The sequence below is a fragment of the Rhodobacteraceae bacterium S2214 genome, from assembly GCA_025141675.1.
Lineage (GTDB): Bacteria > Pseudomonadota > Alphaproteobacteria > Rhodobacterales > Rhodobacteraceae > Yoonia.
In genome coordinates, this window is record CP081161.1 from 232,741 (window position 1) to 256,978 (window position 24,238).

At 55.6% G+C, this 24,238-nt stretch carries 18 protein-coding genes and 1 riboswitch; of the genes, 7 read left to right on the forward strand and 11 right to left on the reverse strand.

Features of this window, described 5'->3' with window-relative positions; translation table 11 throughout:
• Nucleotides 1-89 precede the first annotated feature (89 nt).
• Genes K3729_01140 through bchF form a run of 4 tightly spaced genes read right to left on the reverse strand, consistent with a single transcriptional unit; the run spans nt 90 to nt 6,952 of the window.
• Nucleotides 90-3,623 carry a magnesium chelatase subunit H gene (locus K3729_01140; protein ID UWQ99432.1) on the reverse strand — a complete coding sequence of 1,178 codons (3,534 nt, stop codon included), beginning with the start codon at nt 3,621-3,623 and terminating at the stop codon, nt 90-92.
• Nucleotides 3,613-5,151, reverse strand: coding sequence for a ferredoxin:protochlorophyllide reductase (ATP-dependent) subunit B (locus K3729_01145; protein ID UWQ99433.1), 1,539 nt, complete (start codon nt 5,149-5,151; stop codon nt 3,613-3,615). Before K3729_01145 ends, K3729_01140 begins: the two co-directional genes overlap by 11 nt.
• A complete protein-coding gene (locus K3729_01150) occupies nt 5,148-6,431 on the reverse strand; it encodes a ferredoxin:protochlorophyllide reductase (ATP-dependent) subunit N (protein UWQ99434.1) in 1,284 nt (427 codons plus the stop codon). Before K3729_01150 ends, K3729_01145 begins: the two co-directional genes overlap by 4 nt.
• Entirely contained in the window at nt 6,428-6,952 is a 525-nt protein-coding gene (gene bchF / locus K3729_01155) for a 2-vinyl bacteriochlorophyllide hydratase (protein ID UWQ99435.1), read from the reverse strand. The genes K3729_01150 and bchF overlap by 4 nt, the downstream gene beginning before the upstream one ends.
• Before the next feature lie 277 nt (nt 6,953-7,229).
• On the opposite strand from bchF, the gene K3729_01160 reads away from it, so the two are divergent.
• Together K3729_01160 and ppsR are read left to right on the forward strand one after the other, a co-directional pair.
• On the forward strand, nt 7,230-7,988 hold the full coding sequence (locus tag K3729_01160) for a cobalamin B12-binding domain-containing protein (GenBank protein UWQ99436.1): 759 nt from the start codon (nt 7,230-7,232) through the stop codon (nt 7,986-7,988).
• A gap of 35 nt (nt 7,989-8,023) precedes the next feature.
• Complete coding sequence (gene ppsR / locus K3729_01165; GenBank protein UWQ99437.1) at nt 8,024-9,451, forward strand: transcriptional regulator PpsR; 1,428 nt, start codon at nt 8,024-8,026, stop codon at nt 9,449-9,451.
• Between the two features lie 13 nt (nt 9,452-9,464).
• Here ppsR and K3729_01170 read toward each other — a convergent pair whose 3' ends face one another.
• Nucleotides 9,465-9,986 (reverse strand): copper chaperone PCu(A)C, encoded by a 522-nt coding sequence (locus K3729_01170; GenBank protein ID UWQ99438.1) that lies wholly within the window; start codon nt 9,984-9,986, stop codon nt 9,465-9,467.
• A gap of 529 nt (nt 9,987-10,515) precedes the next feature.
• On the opposite strand from K3729_01170, the gene K3729_01175 reads away from it, so the two are divergent.
• Both K3729_01175 and K3729_01180 read left to right on the forward strand, forming a co-directional pair.
• The gene (locus K3729_01175) at nt 10,516-13,047 is read left to right on the forward strand and encodes an EAL domain-containing protein (protein UWQ99439.1); all 2,532 of its coding nucleotides are present in this window, start codon (nt 10,516-10,518) and stop codon (nt 13,045-13,047) included.
• Between the two features lie 73 nt (nt 13,048-13,120).
• Nucleotides 13,121-13,993, forward strand: coding sequence for an NAD(P)-dependent oxidoreductase (locus K3729_01180; GenBank protein UWQ99440.1), 873 nt, complete (start codon nt 13,121-13,123; stop codon nt 13,991-13,993).
• Nucleotides 13,994-14,117: 124 nt separating this feature from the next.
• On the opposite strand, the gene K3729_01185 is transcribed toward K3729_01180, so the two are convergent.
• From K3729_01185 to K3729_01205, 5 genes are read right to left on the reverse strand one after another with little or no spacing between them, the layout of a single operon-like run.
• The gene (locus tag K3729_01185) at nt 14,118-15,749 is read right to left on the reverse strand and encodes an alpha-D-glucose phosphate-specific phosphoglucomutase (GenBank protein ID UWQ99441.1); all 1,632 of its coding nucleotides are present in this window, start codon (nt 15,747-15,749) and stop codon (nt 14,118-14,120) included.
• 27 nt (nt 15,750-15,776) lie between these two features.
• Nucleotides 15,777-16,784, reverse strand: coding sequence for a P1 family peptidase (locus K3729_01190; GenBank protein UWQ99442.1), 1,008 nt, complete (start codon nt 16,782-16,784; stop codon nt 15,777-15,779).
• Nucleotides 16,785-16,804: 20 nt separating this feature from the next.
• Nucleotides 16,805-18,391 carry a dipeptide ABC transporter ATP-binding protein gene (locus tag K3729_01195; protein UWQ99443.1) on the reverse strand — a complete coding sequence of 529 codons (1,587 nt, stop codon included), beginning with the start codon at nt 18,389-18,391 and terminating at the stop codon, nt 16,805-16,807.
• Entirely contained in the window at nt 18,388-19,200 is an 813-nt protein-coding gene (locus K3729_01200; GenBank protein ID UWQ99444.1) for an ABC transporter permease, read from the reverse strand. Before K3729_01200 ends, K3729_01195 begins: the two co-directional genes overlap by 4 nt.
• Nucleotides 19,197-20,144, reverse strand: coding sequence for an ABC transporter permease (locus tag K3729_01205; GenBank protein ID UWQ99445.1), 948 nt, complete (start codon nt 20,142-20,144; stop codon nt 19,197-19,199). Before K3729_01205 ends, K3729_01200 begins: the two co-directional genes overlap by 4 nt.
• Before the next feature lie 34 nt (nt 20,145-20,178).
• Nucleotides 20,179-20,322, forward strand: a riboswitch (FMN riboswitch).
• 78 nt (nt 20,323-20,400) lie between these two features.
• Here K3729_01205 and K3729_01210 point away from each other — a divergent pair.
• On the forward strand, nt 20,401-20,829 hold the full coding sequence (locus K3729_01210) for a 6,7-dimethyl-8-ribityllumazine synthase (GenBank protein UWQ99446.1): 429 nt from the start codon (nt 20,401-20,403) through the stop codon (nt 20,827-20,829).
• 40 nt (nt 20,830-20,869) lie between these two features.
• Here the strand turns inward: K3729_01210 and K3729_01215 are convergent, their stop codons facing one another.
• Nucleotides 20,870-22,345, reverse strand: a complete 1,476-nt coding sequence (locus tag K3729_01215) for an ABC transporter substrate-binding protein (protein ID UWQ99447.1) — start codon at nt 22,343-22,345, stop codon at nt 20,870-20,872.
• Nucleotides 22,346-22,471: 126 nt separating this feature from the next.
• Here K3729_01215 and panB point away from each other — a divergent pair, with 126 nt between their 5' ends.
• Both panB and panC read left to right on the forward strand, forming a co-directional pair.
• Nucleotides 22,472-23,299, forward strand: a complete 828-nt coding sequence (gene panB / locus K3729_01220; protein ID UWQ99448.1) for a 3-methyl-2-oxobutanoate hydroxymethyltransferase — start codon at nt 22,472-22,474, stop codon at nt 23,297-23,299.
• Nucleotides 23,296-24,138, forward strand: a complete 843-nt coding sequence (gene panC / locus K3729_01225; GenBank protein UWQ99449.1) for a pantoate--beta-alanine ligase — start codon at nt 23,296-23,298, stop codon at nt 24,136-24,138. Before panB ends, panC begins: the two co-directional genes overlap by 4 nt.
• Nucleotides 24,139-24,238 lie beyond the last annotated feature (100 nt).

Sequence of the window (24,238 nt, forward strand, 5' to 3'; positions counted from 1 at the left end):
AGAGCCTCCTTCCGTTTTCATCTGTCCAAAACAACGCACCATGCGGGATGGTGGGAGGGGCGATGCTTTGCAAAAGCGAGCGTCTCTCATCATTCTGCTGCAACTCCTTCGATGTGATCTTCAATCTCGTCCGCCGCATTCTGCAGGGCGGCCAAAGTCGCGTCGTCAGGGGCCCAATAGGCGCGGTCCGATGCTTCCAGCAATCTGTTCGCCATGCGCATTGACGCCTGCGGGTTCATCTCTGCCAAGCGCGCGCGCATGCCTTCGTCCAACACAAATGTCTCGGACAACCGTTGATACACCCATGGCTCGACCTCGCCGGTTGTGGCCGACCAGCCAACGGTGTTCGTGATATGCGCCTCGATCTGGCGCACGCCCTCATGGCCGTGCTTCAACAAACCTTCGTAGAATTTCGGATTCAACGAACGTGCACGCGTTTCAAGCGACACCTGATCTTGCAAGGTGCGCACCTTTGCGGCCCCACGCGTTTGATCCCCGATATAGACCGCTGGCGCATCGCCACCCTTGGCGCGCTTCACAGCGCGGGCAATGCCACCCAGCGTGTCGAAATAATGATCGACCGACGTCACGCCCAACTCGACACTTTCCAAATTCTGATAAGCGAGATCGACGTCTTTCAGGGCTTTCTGCAACAATGCTGGGTTCTGTGACGCCTTGCCATCAACACCGTATGCAAATGATTTCCGCGCCTCATAGGCATCTGCCAGTTCATCCTCATCACCAAAGGCAGAACTATCGATCAACTGATTCACATTGGACCCATAAGCACCTTCCGCGTTGGAAAAGACCCGCAGCGCTGCGTCCTCTAACGTGCAACCCATCTCTTCGGCATAGGCAAGCGCATGGGCGCGGATGAAGTTCATCTCAACCGGTTCATCTGCCTGCGCTGCTTTCAACGCAGCTTCGGCCAGCATCCGTGTTTGCAGCGGCAGGAGATCACGGAAAATCCCAGACAACGTCATCACAACGTCGATGCGTGGCCGCCCAAGCTTGGCCAATGGAATCAAATCAGCGCCGGACAATCGCCCAAAATTGTCGAACCGGGGAATCGCTCCCATCAACGCCAAGGCTTGCGCGATTGGGACCCCGTCAGATTTGATGTTGTCCGATCCCCACAACACCATCGCGACAGTGCGCGGCATGCAGTCAGGGGTGGCGAGCAACAAGTCCGCCTGTTTATGGCCGTCAGTCATCGCAAAGGTGGTTGGCATGCGGAACGGATCAAACGCGTGAATGTTGCGGCCCGTCGGGACAATCTCGGGCGACCGGATCAGATCACCACCCGCAACTGGCGGAATGAAGTGTGCGGACAAGGCCCGCATCAACGCTGGCAGTTCATGATCCTCGCGCAATAGATCAACTGGCGCGTCCGGCCCCATTAACGTTGCCATATCGTGCAATGCTGCCGCCGACATCGGCTGACCAACAACATGTAACCCGTCAGGGATCAGCGACCCTTCTGTTTCCAGAACTTTCAGCCAAAGCCCATCCAGATCACGCGCATTCAGGTCCACCGCGTTGGCTTGATCCCGAATAAGCTTTTCCAATTCATTCTTCGCCGCATCGTTCGGCGACATCCCGCGCCAGCGCGTCAGGCTGTCTTTCAGATCTACGAACCCCTTATACAGACCCGCCTGCGCCAAAGGCGGCGTCAAATGGCTGACCGTAATCGCGTTCGCACGCCGTTTTGCCAGTGATGCTTCGGACGGATTGTTGGCCGCGTAAAGGTAGATGTTGGGCATCTCACCAATCAACCGATCCGGCCAATCCTGTGCCCCAAGGCCCGCCTGTTTGCCCGGCATAAATTCAAGCGCGCCGTGCATACCGAAATGCAGCAAGGCATCCGCTGCGAACGTATCGCGCAGCCACTGATAGAATTGTACAAACGCATGTGTTGGCGCAAATCCGCGTTCAAACAACAGACGCATCGGATCGCCTTCGTATCCAAATGCGGGCTGCACGCCGATAAAGACGTTGCCAAGCTGCGCCCCTAGTATGAATACGCCACGCCCGTCGGATTGATGTTTTCCGGGGACAGGACCCCAAGCCGCTTCGACTTCGCTCAAATGCGTCGTGTTCGCGACCATCGTATCGGCATCAACATAGGCCCCGACATTAGCGTCCTGCCCGTATTGTGCGGCATTACCCTGCAAGATAAGCGCCCGTAATGCGTCCACATCACGTGGCACATCAAGCGTATAACCCTCCCGCTTCATCCGCGTCAGTGTATTGAAGAGGCTCTCGAAAACACTGAGGTAGGCAGCCGTGCCAACAGCACCAGCATTTGGCGGGAAGCCGAACAGAACAACACCAACTTTCTTGTCCGCGTTCGCCTTACGCCGCAACAATGCCAGCCGTTTTGTCTTTTCGACAAGCGTTGTGATCCGTTCAAAACACGGCGCCATCGCCTTGTGGGTAGAAGTCGCCTGACACATTTGCGCACAGCCCTGACAGCCACCGCTTTCATGCCGCCCTGCAAAAACGGTCGGGTTCGTCGCACCATCGATTTCAGGCAAAGCAACTAACATGGTCGTTTCAATCGGACCAAGCCCCTGCGGACTATCAGCCCATTGACCCAGTGTCTGAAATTCGAGTGGTTGCGCCGCGACATAGGGCACGTCCAGCGATTTTAGCAGGGCAACAGCTGCATCACTGTCGTTATATGCAGGCCCACCGACCAGCGAAAATCCAGTCAGCGACACCATCGCATCGACACGACCTTGGAAGTAAGTTTCAATCGCGGGCGTCCCGTCCAGGCCGCCAGCAAAAGCGGGGATCACTTGGATATTTTGGGTCGCAAAACCGCGGATAACAGCGTCATAGTGCGCCTTGTCCGACGACAGAATATAGGACCGCAGCATCAACAACCCGACGGTCGCAATTGGATCGTTGATCTGTGGAAGTTCGTCAAAATCAGTGACGATATGCGGTTCGGCCAGATCAGGGTGATAAAGACCGACCTCGGGATATTCGATTGGCGGGTTTGCCTTCACTGGTGCCCAAGATTGCCCAACTGCGTAGCGCGATACCAACATCCGGATCATCTGTTCGATATTCGCGTCAGATCCGCCCAACCAATATTGCATCGACAAGAACCAGTTCCGCAGATCTTGGCTCTTGCCCGGGATCAGCCGCAAAATTTTGGGCAGGCGGCGCAGCGTTTTCATCTGCGACTTGCCAGATTTTGCCTCTTTCGATTGGGACGGCCGGAGCTTTTTCAGCAATGCCATCGCGCCGCTGGCGGGCTTGGACATGTCCAGATCGCCCATCTTCGTCAGTTTCACGATGTCACTGTCGGCAATCACATTGATCATCGCATCACACGCATCGCGCCGCGCCAAAAGGTCGGGCAAAATGGCCGTCGTATGATCCTCAAGAAACAACAGGTTCGCGACGATAATGTTAGCCTGTGCAATCGACTGTTTCGCATCAGCCAAAGCGGCGGGGTTTTCACCCCATTCGGCAGCCGCATGCACTGCAATCTCTAGCCCCGGAAAATCGGCAACCAGCCGGTCGCGAACCCGCGTTGCAGGACCTGCTGTGTGACTATCCAGCGTGACAATCACAAAGCGGTACGGATCAGGGGGACCACTATCGCGCATAATGAGCCTTCGCTTCGTACAGCGTATCCAATGAAATTTCAGCCAACCCCCGTTGCGCCGCGAACGCTTCGGTATTGCGCCGCGCTTTACCGCGCACAAAAAACGGAATCTTTTTCAATTCGCGTTCAGCGTCGGACAGCCAAACCACGTTATCAGCTGCGGGCGCTTGCACGTCTCGGGGTGGGATCTCTACAGTGGCTTCTTGCGCGGGCAACGGGCTATGTCCGCCGTGGTGGGATGGACCGGCTGCGTCGTGGAATTCAAAATCATCGCGGAACATTGTCAGCAGATGTTCTTCCAGCCCCATCACAAGCGGGTGGATGAGCGTGTCGAAGATAACATTCGCACCCTCAAATCCGACCTGCGGCGAATATCGCGCAGGGAAATCCTGAACATGGACGGGGGCGGAAATAACGGCGCAAGGAATACCAAGCCGTTTGCCGATATGCCGTTCCATTTGCGTGCCAAGGATCATTTCGGGGGCCGCATCTTGGATCGCATCCTCAACCGCGAGATAGTCGTCCGTGATCAACGCGGTCAGACCATATTCTTTGGCTAATGCTTTTATCGGCCGCGCCATTTCGCGGTTGTAGCAACCAATGCCCACGACCTCGAAACCCATTTCATCCCGCGCGATGCGTGCATGCGCCGCAACATGCGTGCCATCACCAAAAATGAACACGCGTTTGCCGGTTAGGTATGTCGAATCGACTGATTTAGACCACCATGGCATGCGCAACCGGCTTTCATCGGCGCGGCACGGCAGTCCCGTGATTGCGGCGACCTCTGCGATGAAATCGCGCGTGGCTCCGACGCCAATCGGGACAGTTTTGGTGTAGGGCTGATCGTGATTTTTCTCGAGCCAGCGGCAGGCAGACTCGCCCGTCTCTGGTGTCAGAAGGACGTTGAAATGGGCGGCAGGCAAAGCAGCTATATCTGTGGGCGTTGCGCCGTATGGGGCCACGACATTCACGGAAACGCCGATGTCTTCCAAAAGGCCGGTGATTTCTTCAATGTCATCGCGAGCCCGAAACCCAAGCGCGGTTGGCCCTAGAATATTGCAGGTCACGTGCTTTGTTCGTTCAGCCGGACGCGTCAAGTTTTTGACGATCTGGTAGAATGTTTCATCCGCACCGAAGTTTTCTTTGCGGGAATAGCTGGGCAATTCCAAAGGGATGACAGGGATCGTAAGACCCATAGTTTCAGCCAATCCCGCAGGATCGTCTTGAATCAATTCTGCTGTACAAGACGCCCCCACGATGATCGCTTCGGGCTTGAACCGATCGACCGCATCTTGGGCCGCCGCTTTGAAAAGCGACGCTGTGTCAGACCCCAAATCACGCGCTTGGAAGGTCGTATAGGTCACGGGCGGGCGATGATTGCGCCGCTCGATCATGGTGAACAACAAGTCGGCGTAGGTATCGCCCTGCGGTGCATGCAGAACGTAGTGCAGCCCCTTCATACAGGTCGCAACGCGCATCGCGCCGACATGCGTGGGGCCCTCATATGTCCAAACCGTCAACTTCATTCCGCAGCCTCTAGGTTCAGCACGGATTTGCGGCGCAGCGGGCGCGAAAACAGGCCCGCCAAATCACCCGCTTGTTCGTAGAAATGGACAGGCGTGAAGACCAATTCGATCGCCCATTTTGTGGACAATCCTTCCGCCTCTAGCGGATTCGCAAGGCCGAGCCCGCAGACCGTCAGATCAGGGCGCGCAGCACGTGCCCGCGCCAGCTGTTTGTCGACGTCCTGCCCTTCGGAAATTTGTGGTCCTGCAGGTAACAGGTCCAAATCGGGACCGTGCAGAGCGTCGTGAATATAGGGCGAACCGACTTCAATCGCGGTCATCCCGCATTCACGGGTCAAGAACCGCGCCAATGGAATTTCCAGCTGACTGTCCGGAAAGAAGAATACGGACTTGCCGTTCAAGACGTCCGCAGCTTGGCTAATTGCCTTGCGCGCCCGCGCACGTGGCGCTGCAGTGACCTGTTCAAACAGGTCTTCAGATACCCCAAATTCAATAGCAATTGCACGCAGCCAAGCAGTTGTGCCTTCATCCCCGAACGGGAAAGGTGCCGCGATATGCCGTGCCCCGTGCCGTTCCAATGCTGCGTGAGTATCGCCCAGAAACGGCTGGATCAGGGCAAACACAGTGTTTTCCCCAATTGCTGTCGTGTCATCGATACGCCGCGCAGGAAGCAGGCGCACGTTGTCGATCCCAAGTTTGCTGAGCAGATCAATCATTTGATCTTCGACAACATCAGGCAAAGCACCCACAACAAGAAGCTCACGCTCGGTTGTGTCTTTTAGAACCGGCACCATCGCGGCAAGACAGGCATCTTCGCCCTGCGTGAATGTGGTCTCGATTCCCGAACCAGAGTAATTCAACACACGCACATGCGGCGCGTGAACTTGGGTCAGACGTTCGGCTGCGCGAGCCAGATCAATCTTGATGACCTCAGATGGGCAGGAGCCGACAAGGAACAATTGTCGAATATCGGGGCGACGCGCCAATAGACGGGCAACTTCGCGATCAATCTCTGTATGCGCGTCGGCCATACCAGCCAAATCGGTCTCTTCGAGAATCGCTGTCCCGAATCGTGGTTCCGCAAAGATCATTACGCCCGCTGCCGATTGCAGAAGATGCGCACAGGTCCGCGACCCAACAACTAAAAAGAAGGCGTCCTGCATTTTCCGGTGCAGCCAGATGATTCCCGTCAAACCGCAGAACACTTCACGTTGCCCGCGTTCCTTCAGAACTGGGGCGGTACGGCATCCACCGTTGGATGGAGTTAGCGGCAGGTTCATGCGACCACCTCTGCGGACAAACGCGCCAAGCGCAGTTTCCAGACGAATTGGGCGGCATTCACGACGTAGGTGGCGTAGGCGGCGAGCGCGATCCACATCAAGGTCATTGGGGCAAAAGCGCCAGAGATCAGCGCAAAGACGTAAAGCAAATGCAGGGCGATAACGGCAAAGCTAAATACGTCTTCCCAAAAGAATGCGGGTGCGAAAAGGTACTGATCGAAAACGACTTTTTCCCAAATCGCGCCAGTCACCATGATCAAAAGAAGGATGCCGGTTTTCAGAATGATTGATGCCGTTGCGGCCTCGTACCCCGTTCCAGTCCCGAGATAGCGCAACACCAAGCCAAACGAGACGAGAAAGACTAGAAACTGAAGCGGCGCTAAAACGCCCTGCACGAGCGTCCAACGTGTCGCGTCGCGACGTGCTTTTTGGTCCGGTGTATACAGGGGCGTCACAGATTTCTTCGCGCCCCGAAAGACCGCTGACTGTCCGCTATTCTGACCGATGCTTTGGACGCTCATGTAAACTTTTCCTGACGCTTGCATGTGTCATGCTAGGTCCCAAAGTCGCAAAGTGTCAACTTTAAGTTACACATCGTGATGGAAATATTAGCGCTTACAATATGAGCATCCTATCAAATTTCGCCCTATATATTAGAAAGATAGAGCAATTTCTGCAAATCCGAGTTAGAAAAAGTGTCAATTATCTTTGACAATTCGTCAACTTGCGCAGACACTGCATGTCACTTCTTGCAATCCCACTGAATGATCCTTTCCGAAACGGCACAAAGGTGCGCAGATGACTCAATCATCAACAACAAAAGCGCCTCGGGGTTTGCGGATTGGCGCGTCTGAAACGAAAGCACAGCTTGCAAACGCAAACCCCGCTTTGAACGCAGACATCCTTTTGTCGCTTTACGATGCTGCGCTGTCGTCCGGCCGTGAAGACTGCAAGTTGACCATTACGCAAGCCGCCAGCGCCGGAATTGCCCAGATGACTTTGGCCGATCACTACATTCCTGCGGTTGCCAAGGTTTTGGGCGATCACTGGTGCAGCGACGTTCTTGGATTTGCCAGCGTGACCATTGGGGTGGCCCGCCTACAGGCCCTGCTACGCGAACTCGGCCCGGAATGGTCCGCAGATTCGACAGCACCCGCGAATGCACCCGGCGTCTTGTTGATCACTCCACGGAACGCTGCTCATACACTTGGAGCGGCAGTTATTGCAGGGCAACTCCGCCGTAACGGGTATTCAGTCAGGATGGCATTTGATGCCGACCGGCAATCTGTTGCCAGTTTGATGGATCGCATTGCCTTTGACGCCATATTCATTTCGGCTGCGCGGTCTGAAAGCCTTGATAAATTGCGTCGTTTGATAGAGTTTGTACGGACGTTAACTTTTCACCGTTTGCCGATTGCGATTGGCGGGTCGGTTTTAGAGACATCAGCCGATGTTGCGGCCCTGACCGGGGCGGACATCATGACATCAAATATCGATGAGGCGATCACATTTTGCGGCCTAAAAGAACAGCCGTCCCAAAATACCGCCAGGACCTAGACCATGACCAAGTGCCAAACACCGGTACGACAGCGATGACATCGCGCGGTACAAAATACTGGAACTCCGGCTCCATTCCACTGATCGCTCCTGAAATTCTGGGCAACATCATTGCTGAAGTCGCTGACCTCGGCATCGTGATTTCAAGCGAAGGTCACGTGTTATCGGTGCTGGTCAATCCGCTGTACGATTCATTCAAATCGTTCGAACGGTTTGAAAATCGCGATATCCGGACGATCCTGACAACGGAAAGCATTCCAAAGTTTGAAAGCCGTCTTGCTGCATTTTTGCGCGAAGACGAGAACGTCAAACCTGTTGAACTGAACCACGCCAGCGCAACAGGTCGGTGGGAATTCCCCATCCGGTACAGCTTCCACAGCATTGGCCCAGACGGTGCCATTTTGATGCTCGGGCGTGATCTGCGTCCTGTCGCAGAGATGCAGCAACAATTGGTCCAAGCCCAGATCGCGCTTGAACAAGACTACGAAACCCAGCGCGAACATGACACGCGGTTTCGGGTTCTTATGGAAAACACGACCGACGCCATGGTCTTTGTGTCGGCACATAGCGGTCTGATTACTGAAGCGAATCACATCGCCGCCAACCTGCTGGAAAGCAATCGTGACAGTTTGGTCGGTCGACATTTCGCGGATTCATTTGCTGTGCGCAAAGCGGGTGATCTTGTCGCGGACATGACGACGCAAGCAATTGCAGAGACGGACACCCCCGTCACAGCCACACTGCGCAAATCCGGTGTTGATCTGTTGATGACACCGACTCTGTTTCGGGCGGCGGGCGAACGCGTCCTGTTGTGCCGTATCGCCCCGAAAGATGAGGCAGCCGTTCGTCCTGACGATCTGTCAGCGAATTTGCGCGGTCTTTACAAAAGCAGCACAGACGCGATCGTTTTCACGACCGACGACGGCACGATCATGTCGGCCAATGACGGGTTCCTGAACCTGATCGACATCGCACACGATATATCCGTGCGGGGCAATAACCTTGCCAACTACCTCCAAAGGGGCACGGTCGACGTCAAAGTCATGGCTGAAAATGCAGCTCGCAACGGCAAGATGCGGTTCTACGCGACCCGTGTTGCGGGTGATTATGGCAGTCCACGCGCTGTTGATATCTCTGTCTCGCAGATCATGGCCGGTAAAACGCCGCTGCTTGCATATGTGATCCGCGAAAATACGGGGTCAGACACCGCCCGCGAGGCTACCGGCGCGACGGCTGAAGATACGATGCAATCCGTGAAGGAACTTGTCGGTCAGGCCACATTGAGAGACATCGTCGCAGAAACGACAAATGTGGTCGAAAAAATGTGTATTGAAACGGCGGTTGCTTTGACCATGAACAACCGCGTGGCCGCCGCAGAAATGCTGGGGCTTTCACGGCAATCGCTTTATGTGAAGCTGCGCAAATTCAATCTACTCTCCCGCGATGGAACCGCAGGAGAGTAATTAAAGACATGCCTTAGTGGTTGCTGTGGTCGTCATGGCCTTCGCCGTGATCCATCTTCATGCCGTCCATATGCCCTGAACCAACGCGCTCGACGATTTCTTCAAGCGTTTCGACGTCAAAGACGACTTCGATGCTACCCGCTGTTTCAAAAACGAGCGTCGCGTTCACAGTTTCACCTTTTTCAAAGGGGTCGCCATCAAGACCCATAAACATGATGTGCTTGCCACCCGGCGCGAACGTCACAGATTCGCCCGGTGCAATTTCTGCGCCCTCGATCTGGAACATCGTTGCCACGTCATTTTCGACTTTCACGTCGTGGATTTCAACGCGCGGAAAATCAGCTTCGACCGCAATCAATGTATCAGCCGCCTCGCCGTTATTCGTGATCGTCAAGTAGCCCGCGCCGGTCATTGCGGACGCAGGTGTTGTCTTGGCGGCAGGGTGGTCGATCACCAGATCACCAACCTTATACTCGTGTGCTGCGACCAGTGATGGCATCGCAACGGCTGTCAAAACCGCCATAAATCTAAGCATCTGAATCATCCCTTTACTCATAGGCTTCATCGGTTGGGTAACTTTGTCAGGCACACGGTACAAGTGGCTAGATGTCACAGCTGATTGTGTCAGCAATTAAATTCTTAACGCTATCTTAACCTTTATTAGCGATAGCTGGGTGGGCGATTGTGGAAGCGAGGCAAACAAGTTGAGAATGGGGCGTGAATCTCCGACGGACTTGCTAGCGGCTAGCCTGATTGACCCGCTGACGATTCCCGCAGTCTATTTAAAGCCGGATGGTGTCATCATTCACCATAACGATGCTTGGGTCGATTGGATCAGCGCGGACCCTACCCCAGTTTTTGGCCCAAATATTTGTAGCCTTATTCACCCATCCCAACGCAGCGCGTTTATAGATCGACTTAGTCCAATAGGCTTAACCCACGGGGATGGCTGCGTTTTTCGTACCACCCACAAGGGGCGTTCGATTTGGTTCACGGCTGTGGGCGGGATCCAGAAATGGGATTCTGGTATCCTAGGCCTTGTTGTCCCAAGTCGCAGTTGTGACATGCAGCCCAATGGTTACCGACCCGAAAGCTGCTTCTGGTCCGAAGTCATCAACAACCTGCCTGACGGTTTCTGGTCCTATGATCGGTCCCTGAAAGAATCGTTTCGATCCGATGCATGGTTTGCGTTGCGTGGCCTCGATAAATCCGAACATTTACACACATCGCGCGCGACCCAACTTGCCCGCATACACCCCAACGACCTGCCAGATGTGTTGCAGGCCACCCGCAAATTGATGCTTGATGGTGCCTGCGATGTGCAATTCCGCGAACTGCACGCTGATGGGCATTGGATATTCATTCGGTCGCAAGCCAGAGTCACGGAGCGCGACGAAAACGGAAAACCGATTAGAATTATCGGGACCGATAGCGATGTTTCACAGCTGGAACAGACCCAATCGTCGTTAGAAGAACTCAACAAACTTAAATTTCGCTGGCTTCACGCCATGGACAGCGAAATGCACGGCATGTGGGACATCGATAACGCCGCGAACATCCGCTATTTTTCCAAAGGGTGGCGCCTTATTCGTGGCCTTCCCGCGGATCACCCGGGTGTGACAAGCAGCAGCGACTTGCTCAATCGCGTCCACACTCTGGATCACGCCGCCCTGATGAAATCTATGGATGCCGTTGAGCGTGGAGAGCTTGATCAGTTCTTTTACGAATATCGCGAAAAGCACGCCGAAGGACATTGGATTTGGATTTTGTCACGCGGTCAGGTCGTATCGCGCGGCCCTTGCGGCAAGCCGATGCGCATCATTGGCACCGATACAAACATCACCCACCTCAAGCAACTCGGCGACCAATACGACGATGTTTCGAAGCGTTTAGAACTGGCCATACGAACGTCGGGCTTCGGCGTTTGGGAATTCAACATCGACACGCAAACTGTCACGTGGGACCGGCAGATGTATGCGATGTATGGGATCACCGATGGTGATCAGCAAAAATCCAGAACGATATGGGAAGATTCGCTTCACCCCGATGACTATGATGAAATCGTCGAAGCAAGCGCAATTTCGATGCGCGACCGTGTGGATTTTGATCTGTCATATCGCATCATTCGCGGTGATGGCGTGATGCGCCATCTGCGTTCGACTGGGCATTACTTTACTGATGCGCAGGGTGTGGACAAACTGATTGGCATCAATTGGGATACAACACGCGAACATGAACAGGCCGAAGCACTGCGCGAAGCCAACGAAAAAGCGGTTGAACAAAATGCTGCTTTGGAAGCCGCACGCGCAGAAATGGAATACCAATCCAACCACGATGCGCTGACCGATTTGCCAAATCGGCGCATGCTCGAACGGTATCTGAAAAACGCTCGGGACCGCCGCGTTGAAAACAAGATGCGCAGTGCGGTGCTACATATCGACCTCGACCGATTCAAGCAGATCAATGATACATTGGGACATGCGGCCGGTGATGCCGTTCTGCGCCATGTTGCTGATATCCTGCGCAGTGCAGCGACGCCAAACTGCATCGTTGCACGTGTCGGCGGCGATGAATTCGCCGTTTTCTTGGATCACGCTCCTCACAATGCGTTGTTAGGGTATTGGGCACGCAGCATCATTCAGGAATCAAAACGTCCCTTTATGTATGAAGGCCACGAATGCCGTTTCGGGCTGAGCATCGGCATTGCGACAGACGACCATTTGCTGATGGATGATACCGCCCTGTTTTCAAACGCGGATCTGGCGCTTTACCGCGCTAAAGAAGACGGGCGCGGGCAACTGCACTTTTATACTGCGGACCTGAAAACGGCGGCGCTCGCGCGGCGGCAATGTGCTGACGACATGCTCATCGCACTTGATGAAGGCCAATTTCAGTGCGTTTACCAACCGCAATATGACTGCAAGACGCTTGAAATTGCCGGCGCAGAAGCGTTGGTCAGGTGGGATCACCCCACACGAGGTAGGTTAACGCCCGATGCATTTCTGGATGTTGCCGAAGATCTTGATATCGTTGCAAAGATCGATCAGGTGGTTTTCGAACAGGCACTGAAAGATTCAACGCGGTGGCGGGCAGCCGGGAAATACGTTCCACAAATTTCGGTGAATGTTTCGGCAAAACGGCTCTTGGATCCGATGCTTGCAATGCGCATATCCCACCTCGCCGACGAAGAACAAAACTTCGCTTTTGAACTGCTAGAATCCGTATTTCTTGACGATGCGGATGATAACCTTGCGACCAATCTCGATTGTATCCGCAAACTCGGGATTGCGATCGAAGTCGACGATTTTGGAACCGGCCATGCCTCGATGGTGGGTTTGCTGAATCTCCGGCCTGATCGACTAAAAATTGATCGCCAATTGGTCATGCCCCTCGTCCGCAGTCAGCAACAACGCAGGTTGGTGGCCTCCATCATCGAAATCGGGCACGTTTTAGGCATTTCAGTCGTCGCAGAAGGCGTCGAAACCCAAGAACACGTCAAAGTTCTCGCAAGTCTTGGGTGCGATTTCTTGCAAGGCTACGGTCTGGCCCGTCCCATGGGCGTCGACGACATACAAGAGCTTCTGCCAAACTTATAATTCACCTTGCGACGACTGCTGTTTTCGCCATGCTGCGGTCAAGGAAACTTACCAAATCAAAAGGCGACCTCTTATGGCAAAACTCGCATTCTTGGGCCTCGGCGTCATGGGCTATCCGATGGCCGGACATCTGCAAGCTGCTGGCCACGACGTCACCGTTTATAATCGGACCGCTGCAAAAGCAGACGCTTGGGTCAAAGAACACGGCGGGGCAGCCGCAAAAACACCTCGCGAAGCCGCAATCGGCGCTGATTTGGTGATGGCCTGCGTCGGCAACGATGACGATCTGCGGTCTGTAACACTCGGCGATGATGGTGCTTTTGCAGGAATGGCCGACGGGACATTGTTCGTAGACCACACAACCGTGTCCGCCGCCGTGACACGTGAATTATTCCAAGCTGCCGCCGACAAGGGCATCGGTTTCGTCGATGCGCCTGTGTCTGGCGGTCAAGCAGGCGCTGAAAATGGTCAACTGTCGATCATGTGTGGTGGCGTGCAGGCCCAGTATGATGCTGCCGAAAAAGTCATCACGACTTACGCCAAATTGTGCCGCCGGATCGGTGACAGTGGTGCGGGGCAAGTCACCAAGATGTGCAACCAAATCGCCATCGCAGGGCTGGTTCAGGGCCTGTCAGAGGCGCTTCACTTTGCCGATAAGGCCGGACTTGACGGCGAATCCGTGGTTGAGGTGATCAGTCAGGGCGCGGCTGGCAGTTGGCAAATGGCGAACCGTTATAAGACGATGATCGCCGACGAATTCGATCATGGGTTTGCAGTGGATTGGATGCGCAAAGACCTCGCAATTTGCTTGGCAACAGCAGAAGAAAACGGCGCAAGCTTACCCGTCACAGCACTTGTCGATCAGTTCTACAAAGACGTCCAAAAACTGGGTGGTGGTCGGTGGGATACCTCTTCCCTTCTTAAACGCCTGACGTCTGTGGGTTAACGCCGCTTCTTTTGGTCATAAATATCTCCGCCGGAGGCATCAGGGCTGTCATCCCCACTGGCTTCGGCGTTCAGCTATCCAAAATGTCTTGCCTGCCTTGGCAGGCCCATTTCGGTCAGACAATCTAGGTGATGACGTCTGGCTTGCTGCGCCCTGTCGCGGCTTCCATACCCAGAATTGCATGCGCCGCAGCAATAACATCAGCCAAAGCAGCCTGCGCATCTTGATCCAGCTTCGCCGGATCTTCTTCCAATGCTTCCAAATACAACCGCAGCGTCGCACCCGTTGTGCCCGTGCCAGATTTGCGCAGGACGAATCGCGTCCCATCCCCAAACATCACACGTAGGCCCTGCTGGTGGGACACGGACCCATCAACCGGATCGTTATAGCTGAATTCATCCGCCGCTGTGACGGTTAGACCCGCAAAAACCTGCCCGACGAGCTCCGCTTGTTTATCGCGTAGGCCGTTAAAGACGATATCAGCCTGTTCCGTTGGAATGGCTTCGAAATCATGCCGCGAATAGTAGTTCCGACCATAGACAGCCCAATGCGCTTTCAGCAATTCCGCAACGCCCTGTCCGGTCGCCGCAATTATGTTCAACCACATCAGTACAGCCCAAAGACCGTCTTTTTCACGGATGTGGTCCGACCCCGTGCCAAAGCTTTCTTCGCCGCACAGTGCCACTTGCCCGTCGTCCATCAGGTTACCGAAAAACTTCCATCCTGTCGGGGTCTCGAAGCAAGGCAAGCCGAGCGATTTGGCCACCCGATCCACCGCTGCAGATGTTGGCATCGACCGCGCCACTCCGCTTAAACCGTCCTTATAACCCGGCGCCACCGTGGCGTGGGCCGCGATAACCGCAAGGCTGTCGGATGGACTGACGTAACATTGGTGGCCCACGATCATGTTCCGGTCACCGTCCCCGTCAGAGGCCGCGCCAAAATCCGGTCCGTCTTCGGCAAACATCGTTTCCATCAGTTCATGCGCCCACGTCGGGTTAGGGTCCGGGTGCATGCCACCAAAATCCGGCTGAGGCGTTCCATGCACGACAGTCCCTTTGGGCGCGCCCAATCGGTTTTCCAAAATCTCCCGCCCATAGGGACCCGTGATCGCGTTCATTGCGTCAAACTGCATAGTGAAATTATCTGCAAATAGCGCTCGGATTGCCCCAAAGTCGAACAGGGTTTCCATTAAATCCGCGTAATCGCTGACTGGATCGACGATCTGGACTGCCATTTCGCCAAGCATGCTGTCGCCGATTTGGTCGATATCCGGCGCATCACCTTCCCAGATGTGGTAGGTATCAATCGTCGTAGTTCGTTCAAAAATGGCGTCTGTCACGGCCTCTGGCGCGGGTCCACCGTTCGGCGTGTTGAACTTGATCCCAAAGTCTTCATCAATCCCGCCCGGGTTATGGCTGGCCGACAGGATTATGCCCCCATCCGTCTTATGAAGCCGGATCAGGTGTGACGCGGCAGGGGTCGACAGCAAACCGCCTTGCCCCACAATAGCTTTCGCCGCCCCATTCGCAGCAGCCATGCGCAAAATTGTCCGGACCGCGACATCGTTGTGGAACCGCCCGTCGCCACCAACCACCAACGTTTTACCCGCAACACCACCGATCCCGTCAAAGATCGATTGGACGAAATTCTCAAGATAATGCGGCTCCATGAACACCCGCGCCTTTTTGCGCAGACCAGAAGTTCCCGGTTTCTGGCCATCAATCGGTGCGGTCTGAACTGTTTTGCGCGTCATTATCTGTCCTTTAAATTCAACCAATGGCTACAGGGTCTCTGACCAGCACGGCAAGAGATCATTTTTCGCAGGTGTTGCGTGGTAAATGCCGCGTGCAATCGCGCGGCTTAGGCAAACGGCGGCTGCATGTCCAATCGCCAGAAGCGCGCCATCATCGACAGGTTCTTTGGCATCACCCGTCGATACCGCAAAAACAAGATCCCCATCGAAGGGCGTATGCGACGGCACAATCGCACGAGCCATACCGTCGTGTGCTGCAACAGCGACGCGTTGGCATTGCGCTTTGGTCAACGGCGCATCAGTCGCAACAATTGCGATCGTTGTATTGGTGGGCTGACCAGACGCCGCCATTGCAGCCGCCTTTTGACTATCCGGTAGATCGCCCAACTGTGCAGAGGGATTGACGCCATAGCCGCCGAATTCTTCCCCGACCTCATAGGGCGCAGCCCAGAAATGGCGGGTATCTGGCGTTGTAACAGACCCAACCGGATTAGCCGCAACTAACGCGCCCACAGTCGTCCCATCTGGCAAAACAGCAGAAGCCGATCCTAACCCGCCCTTTTGCATCGCAGCCGTCGCACCTGTACCAGCACCAAAACTGCCCAGCGCGAATTCTGAACCTGCCGCATCATATGCCGCCCGCCCAAGCGCGCGATACGGGTTCTGATCCCACGTCTTGGCGCCCCCATTGATCAGATCGAACAAGATTGCACCGGGCACCAAGGGGACTGTCACATTGCCTACGGCAAAACCGCGTCCAGCCGCATGCAGACCGTCCATTACGCCGGACCCCGCATCTAGACCAAAAGCCGATCCACCAGACAGAAACAGCGCGTCGACGGCTGGCACCAATTTATCAGGGGCCAGCAAATCCGTTTCACGCGTTCCAGGTGCACCGCCCATAACATGCACCGAAGCTGTAAACGGGGCATCCGCCGTCACCACGGTCACGCCGCTTTTGACATCGCTGTCTTGCGCATTTCCGACCCGCAAGCCGCGCACGTCGGTGATCAGATTGAGGGGGCCGGTTTTCATCAGTTCCCTTTTCAGTGGTTTCACCCATCGTCCGGTAAAGTCGGCGCGGCTGCAAGCAATGTTTGCGTGTATGGATGCTGCGGATTTTGGAAAACGTCTTCGGTCGCGCCTTGTTCGACGATCCTGCCCGCTTGCATGACAAGCACCTTATCCGTGATCGTCCGCACAACCGACAAGTCATGCGAGATAAACAGGTAAGAAAACGACCGTTGCGCGCAAAGTGCTGCGATCAGATCAAGCACTTGCGCCCGCACAGACACATCAAGCGCAGAGACGGCTTCGTCAAAAACGATCAGATCGGGTTGCGTGATCAAGGCGCGTGCAATGGCGATGCGCTGACGCTGCCCGCCTGAAAATTCATGAATGTATTTGTGAGCGTCTTCCGGTTTCAAACCGACGTCGGATAGCACCTGAGCCACTTGGGTGTGCTGTTCCGCTTGTGTCGGCCTGGGGTCGGACAAATGGAATGGCTCTGCAATCAAACGACCCACACGATGACGCGGATTGAACGACCCAAATGGGTCTTGGAACACGACTTGCATCTTGCGACGAACGCTCAGGTTCGGCTGTTTGCCAGCAAAGACCGGATCGCTATCAAGTGTGATAGTACCGGCCTGAACAGGCTCTAGCCCCAGAATAGCCCGTGTTAGGGTCGATTTTCCACAACCGCTTTCCCCGACAAGGCCAATCCGTTCACCGCGTTGCAGGTCAAAGCTGACATCATCGACAGCCCGAAACCGCCCCGGTTTCGCGAAGAACGAAGGGCGCGGCGTGCGGTAATCACGGCTGACGCGCTGGACCGACAAAAGCGGACTGTGCGCAGCGACGGGGGGTAATACAACCTTGTGCCCAGACGCTGCGAAGAGCGCCCGTGTGTAGGGATGTTTTTTTGCACGGAGAAGATCGGCGGTTGCCCCCTGCTCCACGATCCGCCCCTTCTGCATCACAACGATCCGGTCGGCCATATTCGCCACAACTGCCAGATCATGGGTGATCATCAGAAGTCCCATATCGAACTCGGCCACGAGGTCTTGCAAGAGCGCAAGGATGGTCGCCTGTGTCGTCACGTCCAGCGCCGTCGTGGGTTCATCCGCGATCAGTAATTTTGGTCGCAATGCGATTGCCATCGCGATGACGACGCGCTGACGTTGCCCCCCAGATAATTCGTGAGGATAGCGCGATAGCGGGAACCGATCATTGGGCAGGCCCACGCGCGCCAACATTTCAGCGGCCCGTTTACGCGCATCTGCACGTGATGCATCCCCGTGCACGCGAATGGTTTCGGATACCTGATCACCGATGGTTTGCACGGGATTGAGCGCGGTCATCGGTTCTTGAAAAACCATGCCAACATCATTCCCGCGCATCCCGCACAACTGCGCTTCTGACGCTTGCAATACGTCTTGCCCGTCAAGATCAATTGCACCCGTTGCGACAGACCCGCGCGGCAAAAGCCCCATCACGCCCAGCGCTGTCAGCGATTTTCCAGAACCGCTTTCGCCTGTAATTGCCACGATCTCGCCTGCCTGCACGTCAAACGAAACGCCGTGCAGGATCGGTGTCTCGTGGATTGCGACCGACAGGTTTTGTACGCGCAGCAATGTCATGTCCGGTCGACCCTGATCCGTGGATCAAGCGCGTCGCGCAAGCCGTCACCGAGCAAATTCAAACCCAAGACCATGACAACAATTGCACCGCCCGGCATCAGGGCTGTGTGCGGCGCGAAGCTGACCAGCGTCTGCGCGTCTGCCAGCATCCGCCCCCAGCTTGCCGTGGGCGGTTGCGCACCCAATCCGATGTAGGACAGTGCCGCTTCAGCCAGAATGCCAAGCGAAAATTGGATCGTGCCTTGAACAATCATCAAGTTCAGTATGTTGGGCAGGATGTGTTCCCAAGATATGCGGTACGCCGACTTCCCGCAAACGCGGGCCGCGAGGATAAAATCACGTTCCCATAACGACAGTGCTGCCCCTCTGGTCAGTCGCGCGAAGACAGGAATGTTAAAGATGCCGATGGCAATGATCGCGTTTACCGCCCCTGCCCCGAATACAGCCGTGATCAGGATCGCGATGACCAACGACGGGAAAGCGAAGATCAAATCGTTCCCACGCATGATGAATTCGTCAATAAACGCGCCCCGCTTTGCAGCAGCCCACAGGCCCAACGGCACCCCGATGGCCATGCCGATCCCCACGGCGAGCAGTGCCACCGCGATGGATGTCCGCGCGCCCATCATGATCATCGACAGAATGTCCCGCCCGAATTGATCGGTGCCAAGCCAGTGCGCCGCGTCGGGCGATTTCAGCTTGTTCGGGATATCGAACACCTCGATATCGTAAGGTATCCAGACGAAGGATAGCAGTGCCATCGCGATAAAGCTTAGCGATAGAATTGCGCCAATCCACAGCCCCTTCATGTCCGCGTCCTCAAACGTGGATCGACGGCGGCATAGGCGATGTCGACCACGAAGTTCACCAAGATCACGACGAAGACGAGCAACATCACCACGCTTTCCACCACGATCAAATCGCGAGCACTGATGGCTTGGAAAATCAAACGCCCCAGACCAGGTAGGAAAAACACCTGTTCGATAATGATCCCACCGGCCAGCAAAAACGAGAACTGCAAACCGATGATCGTCAGCACGGGGATCAGCGCATTGCGCACCCCGTGTTTCCAAAGCGCTTGGCGTTGCGATAACCCTTTGGCGCGGGCGGTGCGCATGAAATCCTCGCCCAGCATGTCCAGCAAGGATGATCGCATCACACGCGCAAGGATCGCAGCTTGGGGCAGCGCCAAAGATATCGCGGGCAGCGTCAGTGCCTTCATCCCGCCCCAGAACCCTTTGTCCCAACCGGGGAACCCGCCCGCCGAAAACCAACGTAGATTGATGGCAAAGATCAGGACCATGATCATCGCGAACCAGAAATTCGGGATCGCAACGCCCAATTGCGTGGCTCCCATCACCGACATATCGCCGATACGGCCACGGCGGGATGCAGCGTAAATGCCCGCCGGAAAGGCGATGAGCGTCGATAAGATCAGTGCGTAGATGGCAAGAGGCAAAGACACGACGACGCGATCTGCGATCAGCTCTGACACAGGTGCGCGGTAGGTGTACGACGTACCAAAATCGCCAGTGATCATCCCTGTTACCCAATTCAAATAACGCACAGGTTTCGCCACATCGAGCCCAAGTTCAGTCCGCAACGCCGCCACTGTTTCGGGTTGCGCATTGATCCCCAACATGAACGACGCCGGATCACCTGGAGCAATTTCGATCACTGCGAAGATCACGAAAGATGCCACAATCAAACTGATCACGAGTGACAGAAATCGGCCCAAGACATATCGGATCATCTCTTGCACCCATATATCAATCGTGTATCAATTGGATCGTTCTCAGGGCGGGGTGTAACTCCCCACCGGCGGTATGTGGCAACACGAGCCCGCGAGCGCCTTTCGTCCGCGAAAGGGTCAAGCAGATCAGGTGCGATGCCTGAGCCGACAGTGATAGTCTGGATGAAAGAGAACGCGGTCACGCATGTCCTTTGGGGCAAGTGTGGACGTGTGATGCCTTGGGTGACGTGTCGATTGTTACAAAAGGAGATCACAAATGACACCACCCCGTTTTGCATTCATCAAAGCCAACTGGCACGCTGATATCGTTGATCAGGCGCTTGTAGGCTTTCAGGAATTGATTCCAAACGTTGATGTCTTCGACGTGCCCGGCGCGTTCGAAATGCCGTTGCTCGCCAAACGTCTTGCCCCGCAATACGACGCAGTCGCCTGTGCCGCGCTGGTCGTTGATGGCGGTATCTACCGGCATGAATTCGTCGCCGATGCTGTGGTCAAGGGGCTGATGGACGTTGGCCTTCAGACCGATACCCCGATCCTGTCCGTTAGCCTGACGCCCCATCATTTTCAGGAAACGGCGCACCACACCGCGATCTACCGCGACCATTTCAAGGTCAAAGGCCGCGAGGCGGCAAATGCCGCGCTGTCGATCACGGGCGTGTATCAGAATTTGCATGTAGCCGCCTAAGTCGAATGCCTCCGGCTATGATCGCCGGAGGCTTTTGCAATTACTCTGCCCAACTAAGCGCTGTCAGATCGACTGACGCCGTTGGCTGGTTTTCCCACATACCCTGTAAGTCGGCCTTCACAACGGACGTCCACGCAAGTTCAAACAAGTAGCCATTGACGTAATCTTCCGAGATTATCGTCTGCGCTTGGGCCAACAGATCCGACCGCGCGGCTGGATCAGCAGTTCCAGTCAGGTCCATCATCAGCGCCTGAAAATCGGGATTGTCATATTGGAAGTAATAGTCGGGGTTCGCATAAATCCCGATATCCATCGGTTCCGTATGGCTGACGATCGACAGGCCAAAGTCCTTGCCCTTGAACACTTCTTCCAGCCACTGCGCCCATTCCAGATTGCTGATCTCGGTTTCGATCCCGACTTGGCGCAGTTGGGCCGCGATAATCTCTCCGCCACGTCGCGCGTAGGATGGCGGCGGCAGCTTCAGCGTCGTCGTGAACCCGTCAGCAAAGCCAGCCTCGGCCAACAAGGCTTTCGCTTTTTCAGGATCGTAGTTCGAATTCGCGGTCAGATCGACATAATCGGGGTTGTGCGGCGCGAAGTGGGTCCCAATCGGCGTGCCAACCCCGAACATCGCCCCGTCAATAATCGCTTGGCGGTCAATCGCATGGGCGACAGCTTGGCGTACCCGCACATCATCAAACGGCGGCATCTTGTTGTTGGTGGACAGGATCGTCTCACCTTCAGTATTTCCGCGCAGCACTGTGAAGCGCGGATCAGCATCGAACTGCGGCAGGTTTTCAGGCGCAGGAAAACCGGCAAAGGCATCCACATCTTCGGCCATCACAGCCGCAAAAGCCGCCGTTGGATCGCTAATGAACCGGAATGTCGCGGTTTCAATCGCAGGGGCATCGCCCCAGTAGGCGTCATTGCGTACCAATTCGATCCGGTCGCCTTGCGCCCAATCACTGAACTTATATGCACCCGTGCCAATCGGGTTCGTCGCAATATCTGCGATGCTGTCTTCCGACACAATTACCGCATCGCCCCATGCCATGTTAAACAGGAACGATCCGTTTGGCTGGGACAGGGTGACCTTCACAGTCAAAGGATCAACCGCCTCGACGCTTGCGATACCGGCAAACAACGCCTTTTGCGCATTGGTGCTATCCTCGGCCCGCGCCCTATCCAGCGAAAACACCACATCATCCGCGTCCATCGCCGTGCCGTCATGGAACATCACGTCGGGTACAAGGCTGAATGTGTAGACCAAACCGTCGTCGGAAATGTCCCAGCTTTGCGCAAGACTTGGCACCACAGCACCGTCCGCCTCAAACCGCGTCAGCCCTTCAAACACGTTATGGTAAACCACCGTATCGATCGCCTGCGCTGCGCCGCCGGTTGGGTCAAGATTAGGCGGTTCAAGCTGGACGGCGATGGTCACACTGTCATTGGCCAATGCGCCAGTCGCGCAAATCGCAACAAAGGATGACGCGATGAATGTCTGGAAACGTTTCATGATGAACCCCCTCTGGTTCCCATCACTGTTGACGCAACCTTGGGTCAAATCAAGTCCCATGGCTAGAAACCAAACTGTGTGACTGCTATTGGGCCCGTCAACATGTGCTAACCAAGGACTACCAATATGAGCGCCACAGCCAAAAAACGCGCCCCAATGCCTGATGATATTCGGGCGGCGAAAGGTGGGACTCCACTGGTCAGCCTGACCGCCTACACGACACCGATGGCCCAGATGATGGACGCGCATTGCGACTTTGTTCTGGTTGGCGACAGCGTCGGGATGGTGCTGCACGGATTGCCATCCACGCTGGGTGTGACGATGGATATGATGGTGATGCACGGTCAAGCCGTGTCGCGCGGATTGACCAGCGCGATGATGGTGATCGACATGCCGTTCGGGTCTTATGAAGAAAGCCCACAGCAAGCATTCCGCAACGCCGCCCGCCTGATGTCGGAAACGAACGCAGGTGCTGTGAAGCTGGAAGGCGGCGTTGAAATGGCCCCGACCATCGCGTTTTTGGTCAAGCGCGGCATTCCCGTCATGGCCCACATCGGCCTGACACCGCAGTCGATCAACACGCTGGGCGGCTATAAAGTGCAAGGTCGCGGTGACGCGGGTGACGCGTTGATGGCCGATGCCATTGCGGTGGACGAGGCAGGCGCTTTCGCCGTGGTGCTTGAAAAGGTGCCGGAGACGCTCGCCGATGAGGTCACAACGCAGGTCGACATCCCCACCATTGGGATCGGCGCGAGTGCCGGCTGTGACGGTCAAATCCTTGTCGTGGATGACATGCTTGGCATGTTCACAGCGTTCAAAGCCAAGTTCGTGAAACGTTACGCGCATCTCGCAGACGACGGCGAAGCCGCGATTGCAGCCTACGCAGAGGAAGTTCGCGCGCGGACATTCCCTGCCGCTGAACATGTGTTCTCTGACAAAGCGCCAAGCAAATGATCGCCCCGATTGAACAGACGCTCGCAGGTCTTCGCACGCAGACCGCGATCTGGCGTAGGGCTGGCGAAACGATTGGTGTTGTCCCGACGATGGGCGCACTGCATCAAGGGCACTTATCGCTCGCACGCGCCGCCCGCGAAACCTGCGACCGCGTGATCGTCACAATCTTTGTGAACCCCAAACAGTTCAACAATCCTGACGATCTGAAAAACTACCCACGCACCGAACAGGAAGACGCGAAGAAACTGGAATCCATCGGCGTTGATCTGATCTACAATCCCGATGGGCCGCAGATGTATCCTGACGGCTTTGCGACGAACGTGTCTGTGAACGGGCTGACCGATATGCTTTGCGGCGCACACCGGCCCGGTCATTTCGATGGGGTGGCGACGGTCGTGTCGAAGCTGTTCTTGCAGACCTCAGCGGACAAGGCGTTTTTCGGCGAAAAAGACTACCAACAGCTGCAAATCGTGCGGCGCATGGCGGCTGATCTGGATATCCCAATCGACGTCGTTGGCTGCCCCACGATCCGCGAAGAAGATGGGTTGGCAATGTCATCGCGCAACCTGCTGATCTCGGACCGGGCGCGTGTAAAAGCGCCTGCTTTGGCGGAGGTGATGAACGAATTGCGCACCGCGTTGCTGGCGGGCGGGCGGATGTCGGACCTGCTGGACGACGCAAAGAGGAAGATCGTGAACGCGGGGTTCAACGAGGTGGAATACCTCGACCTACGCGATGGGACGGATTTGGGGCTGCTGGACCAACCAGTAGAGGGGTCACGGCTATTCGCAGCGGCTTGGCTGGCTGGAGTGCGGTTGATTGATAATATTGCGGTTTAATAGAGTAGAAGCTCGAAAAACAGCCTTGAGCGGCTAATTCACTAACCATATTAAAAAGGCCGCCCCGGAGGACGGCCTTTTTTAGTCTTAAAGCCCGAAT

Bases quoted from the DNA above. Each gene is read 5' to 3' on its own strand.
- K3729_01140 (UWQ99432.1), bottom strand. From the start codon at position 3,623: ATGCGCGATAGTGGTCCCCCTGATCCGTACCGCTTTGTGATTGTCACG.
- K3729_01145 (UWQ99433.1), bottom strand. From the start codon at position 5,151: ATGAAGTTGACGGTTTGGACATATGAGGGCCCCACGCATGTCGGCGCG.
- K3729_01150 (UWQ99434.1), bottom strand. From the start codon at position 6,431: ATGAACCTGCCGCTAACTCCATCCAACGGTGGATGCCGTACCGCCCCA.
- bchF (UWQ99435.1), bottom strand. From the start codon at position 6,952: ATGAGCGTCCAAAGCATCGGTCAGAATAGCGGACAGTCAGCGGTCTTT.
- K3729_01160 (UWQ99436.1), top strand. From the start codon at position 7,230: ATGACTCAATCATCAACAACAAAAGCGCCTCGGGGTTTGCGGATTGGC.
- ppsR (UWQ99437.1), top strand. From the start codon at position 8,024: ATGACATCGCGCGGTACAAAATACTGGAACTCCGGCTCCATTCCACTG.
- K3729_01170 (UWQ99438.1), bottom strand. From the start codon at position 9,986: ATGCTTAGATTTATGGCGGTTTTGACAGCCGTTGCGATGCCATCACTG.
- K3729_01175 (UWQ99439.1), top strand. From the start codon at position 10,516: ATGCAGCCCAATGGTTACCGACCCGAAAGCTGCTTCTGGTCCGAAGTC.
- K3729_01180 (UWQ99440.1), top strand. From the start codon at position 13,121: ATGGCAAAACTCGCATTCTTGGGCCTCGGCGTCATGGGCTATCCGATG.
- K3729_01185 (UWQ99441.1), bottom strand. From the start codon at position 15,749: ATGACGCGCAAAACAGTTCAGACCGCACCGATTGATGGCCAGAAACCG.
- K3729_01190 (UWQ99442.1), bottom strand. From the start codon at position 16,784: ATGAAAACCGGCCCCCTCAATCTGATCACCGACGTGCGCGGCTTGCGG.
- K3729_01195 (UWQ99443.1), bottom strand. From the start codon at position 18,391: ATGACATTGCTGCGCGTACAAAACCTGTCGGTCGCAATCCACGAGACA.
- K3729_01200 (UWQ99444.1), bottom strand. From the start codon at position 19,200: ATGAAGGGGCTGTGGATTGGCGCAATTCTATCGCTAAGCTTTATCGCG.
- K3729_01205 (UWQ99445.1), bottom strand. From the start codon at position 20,144: ATGATCCGATATGTCTTGGGCCGATTTCTGTCACTCGTGATCAGTTTG.
- K3729_01210 (UWQ99446.1), top strand. From the start codon at position 20,401: ATGACACCACCCCGTTTTGCATTCATCAAAGCCAACTGGCACGCTGAT.
- K3729_01215 (UWQ99447.1), bottom strand. From the start codon at position 22,345: ATGAAACGTTTCCAGACATTCATCGCGTCATCCTTTGTTGCGATTTGC.
- panB (UWQ99448.1), top strand. From the start codon at position 22,472: ATGAGCGCCACAGCCAAAAAACGCGCCCCAATGCCTGATGATATTCGG.
- panC (UWQ99449.1), top strand. From the start codon at position 23,296: ATGATCGCCCCGATTGAACAGACGCTCGCAGGTCTTCGCACGCAGACC.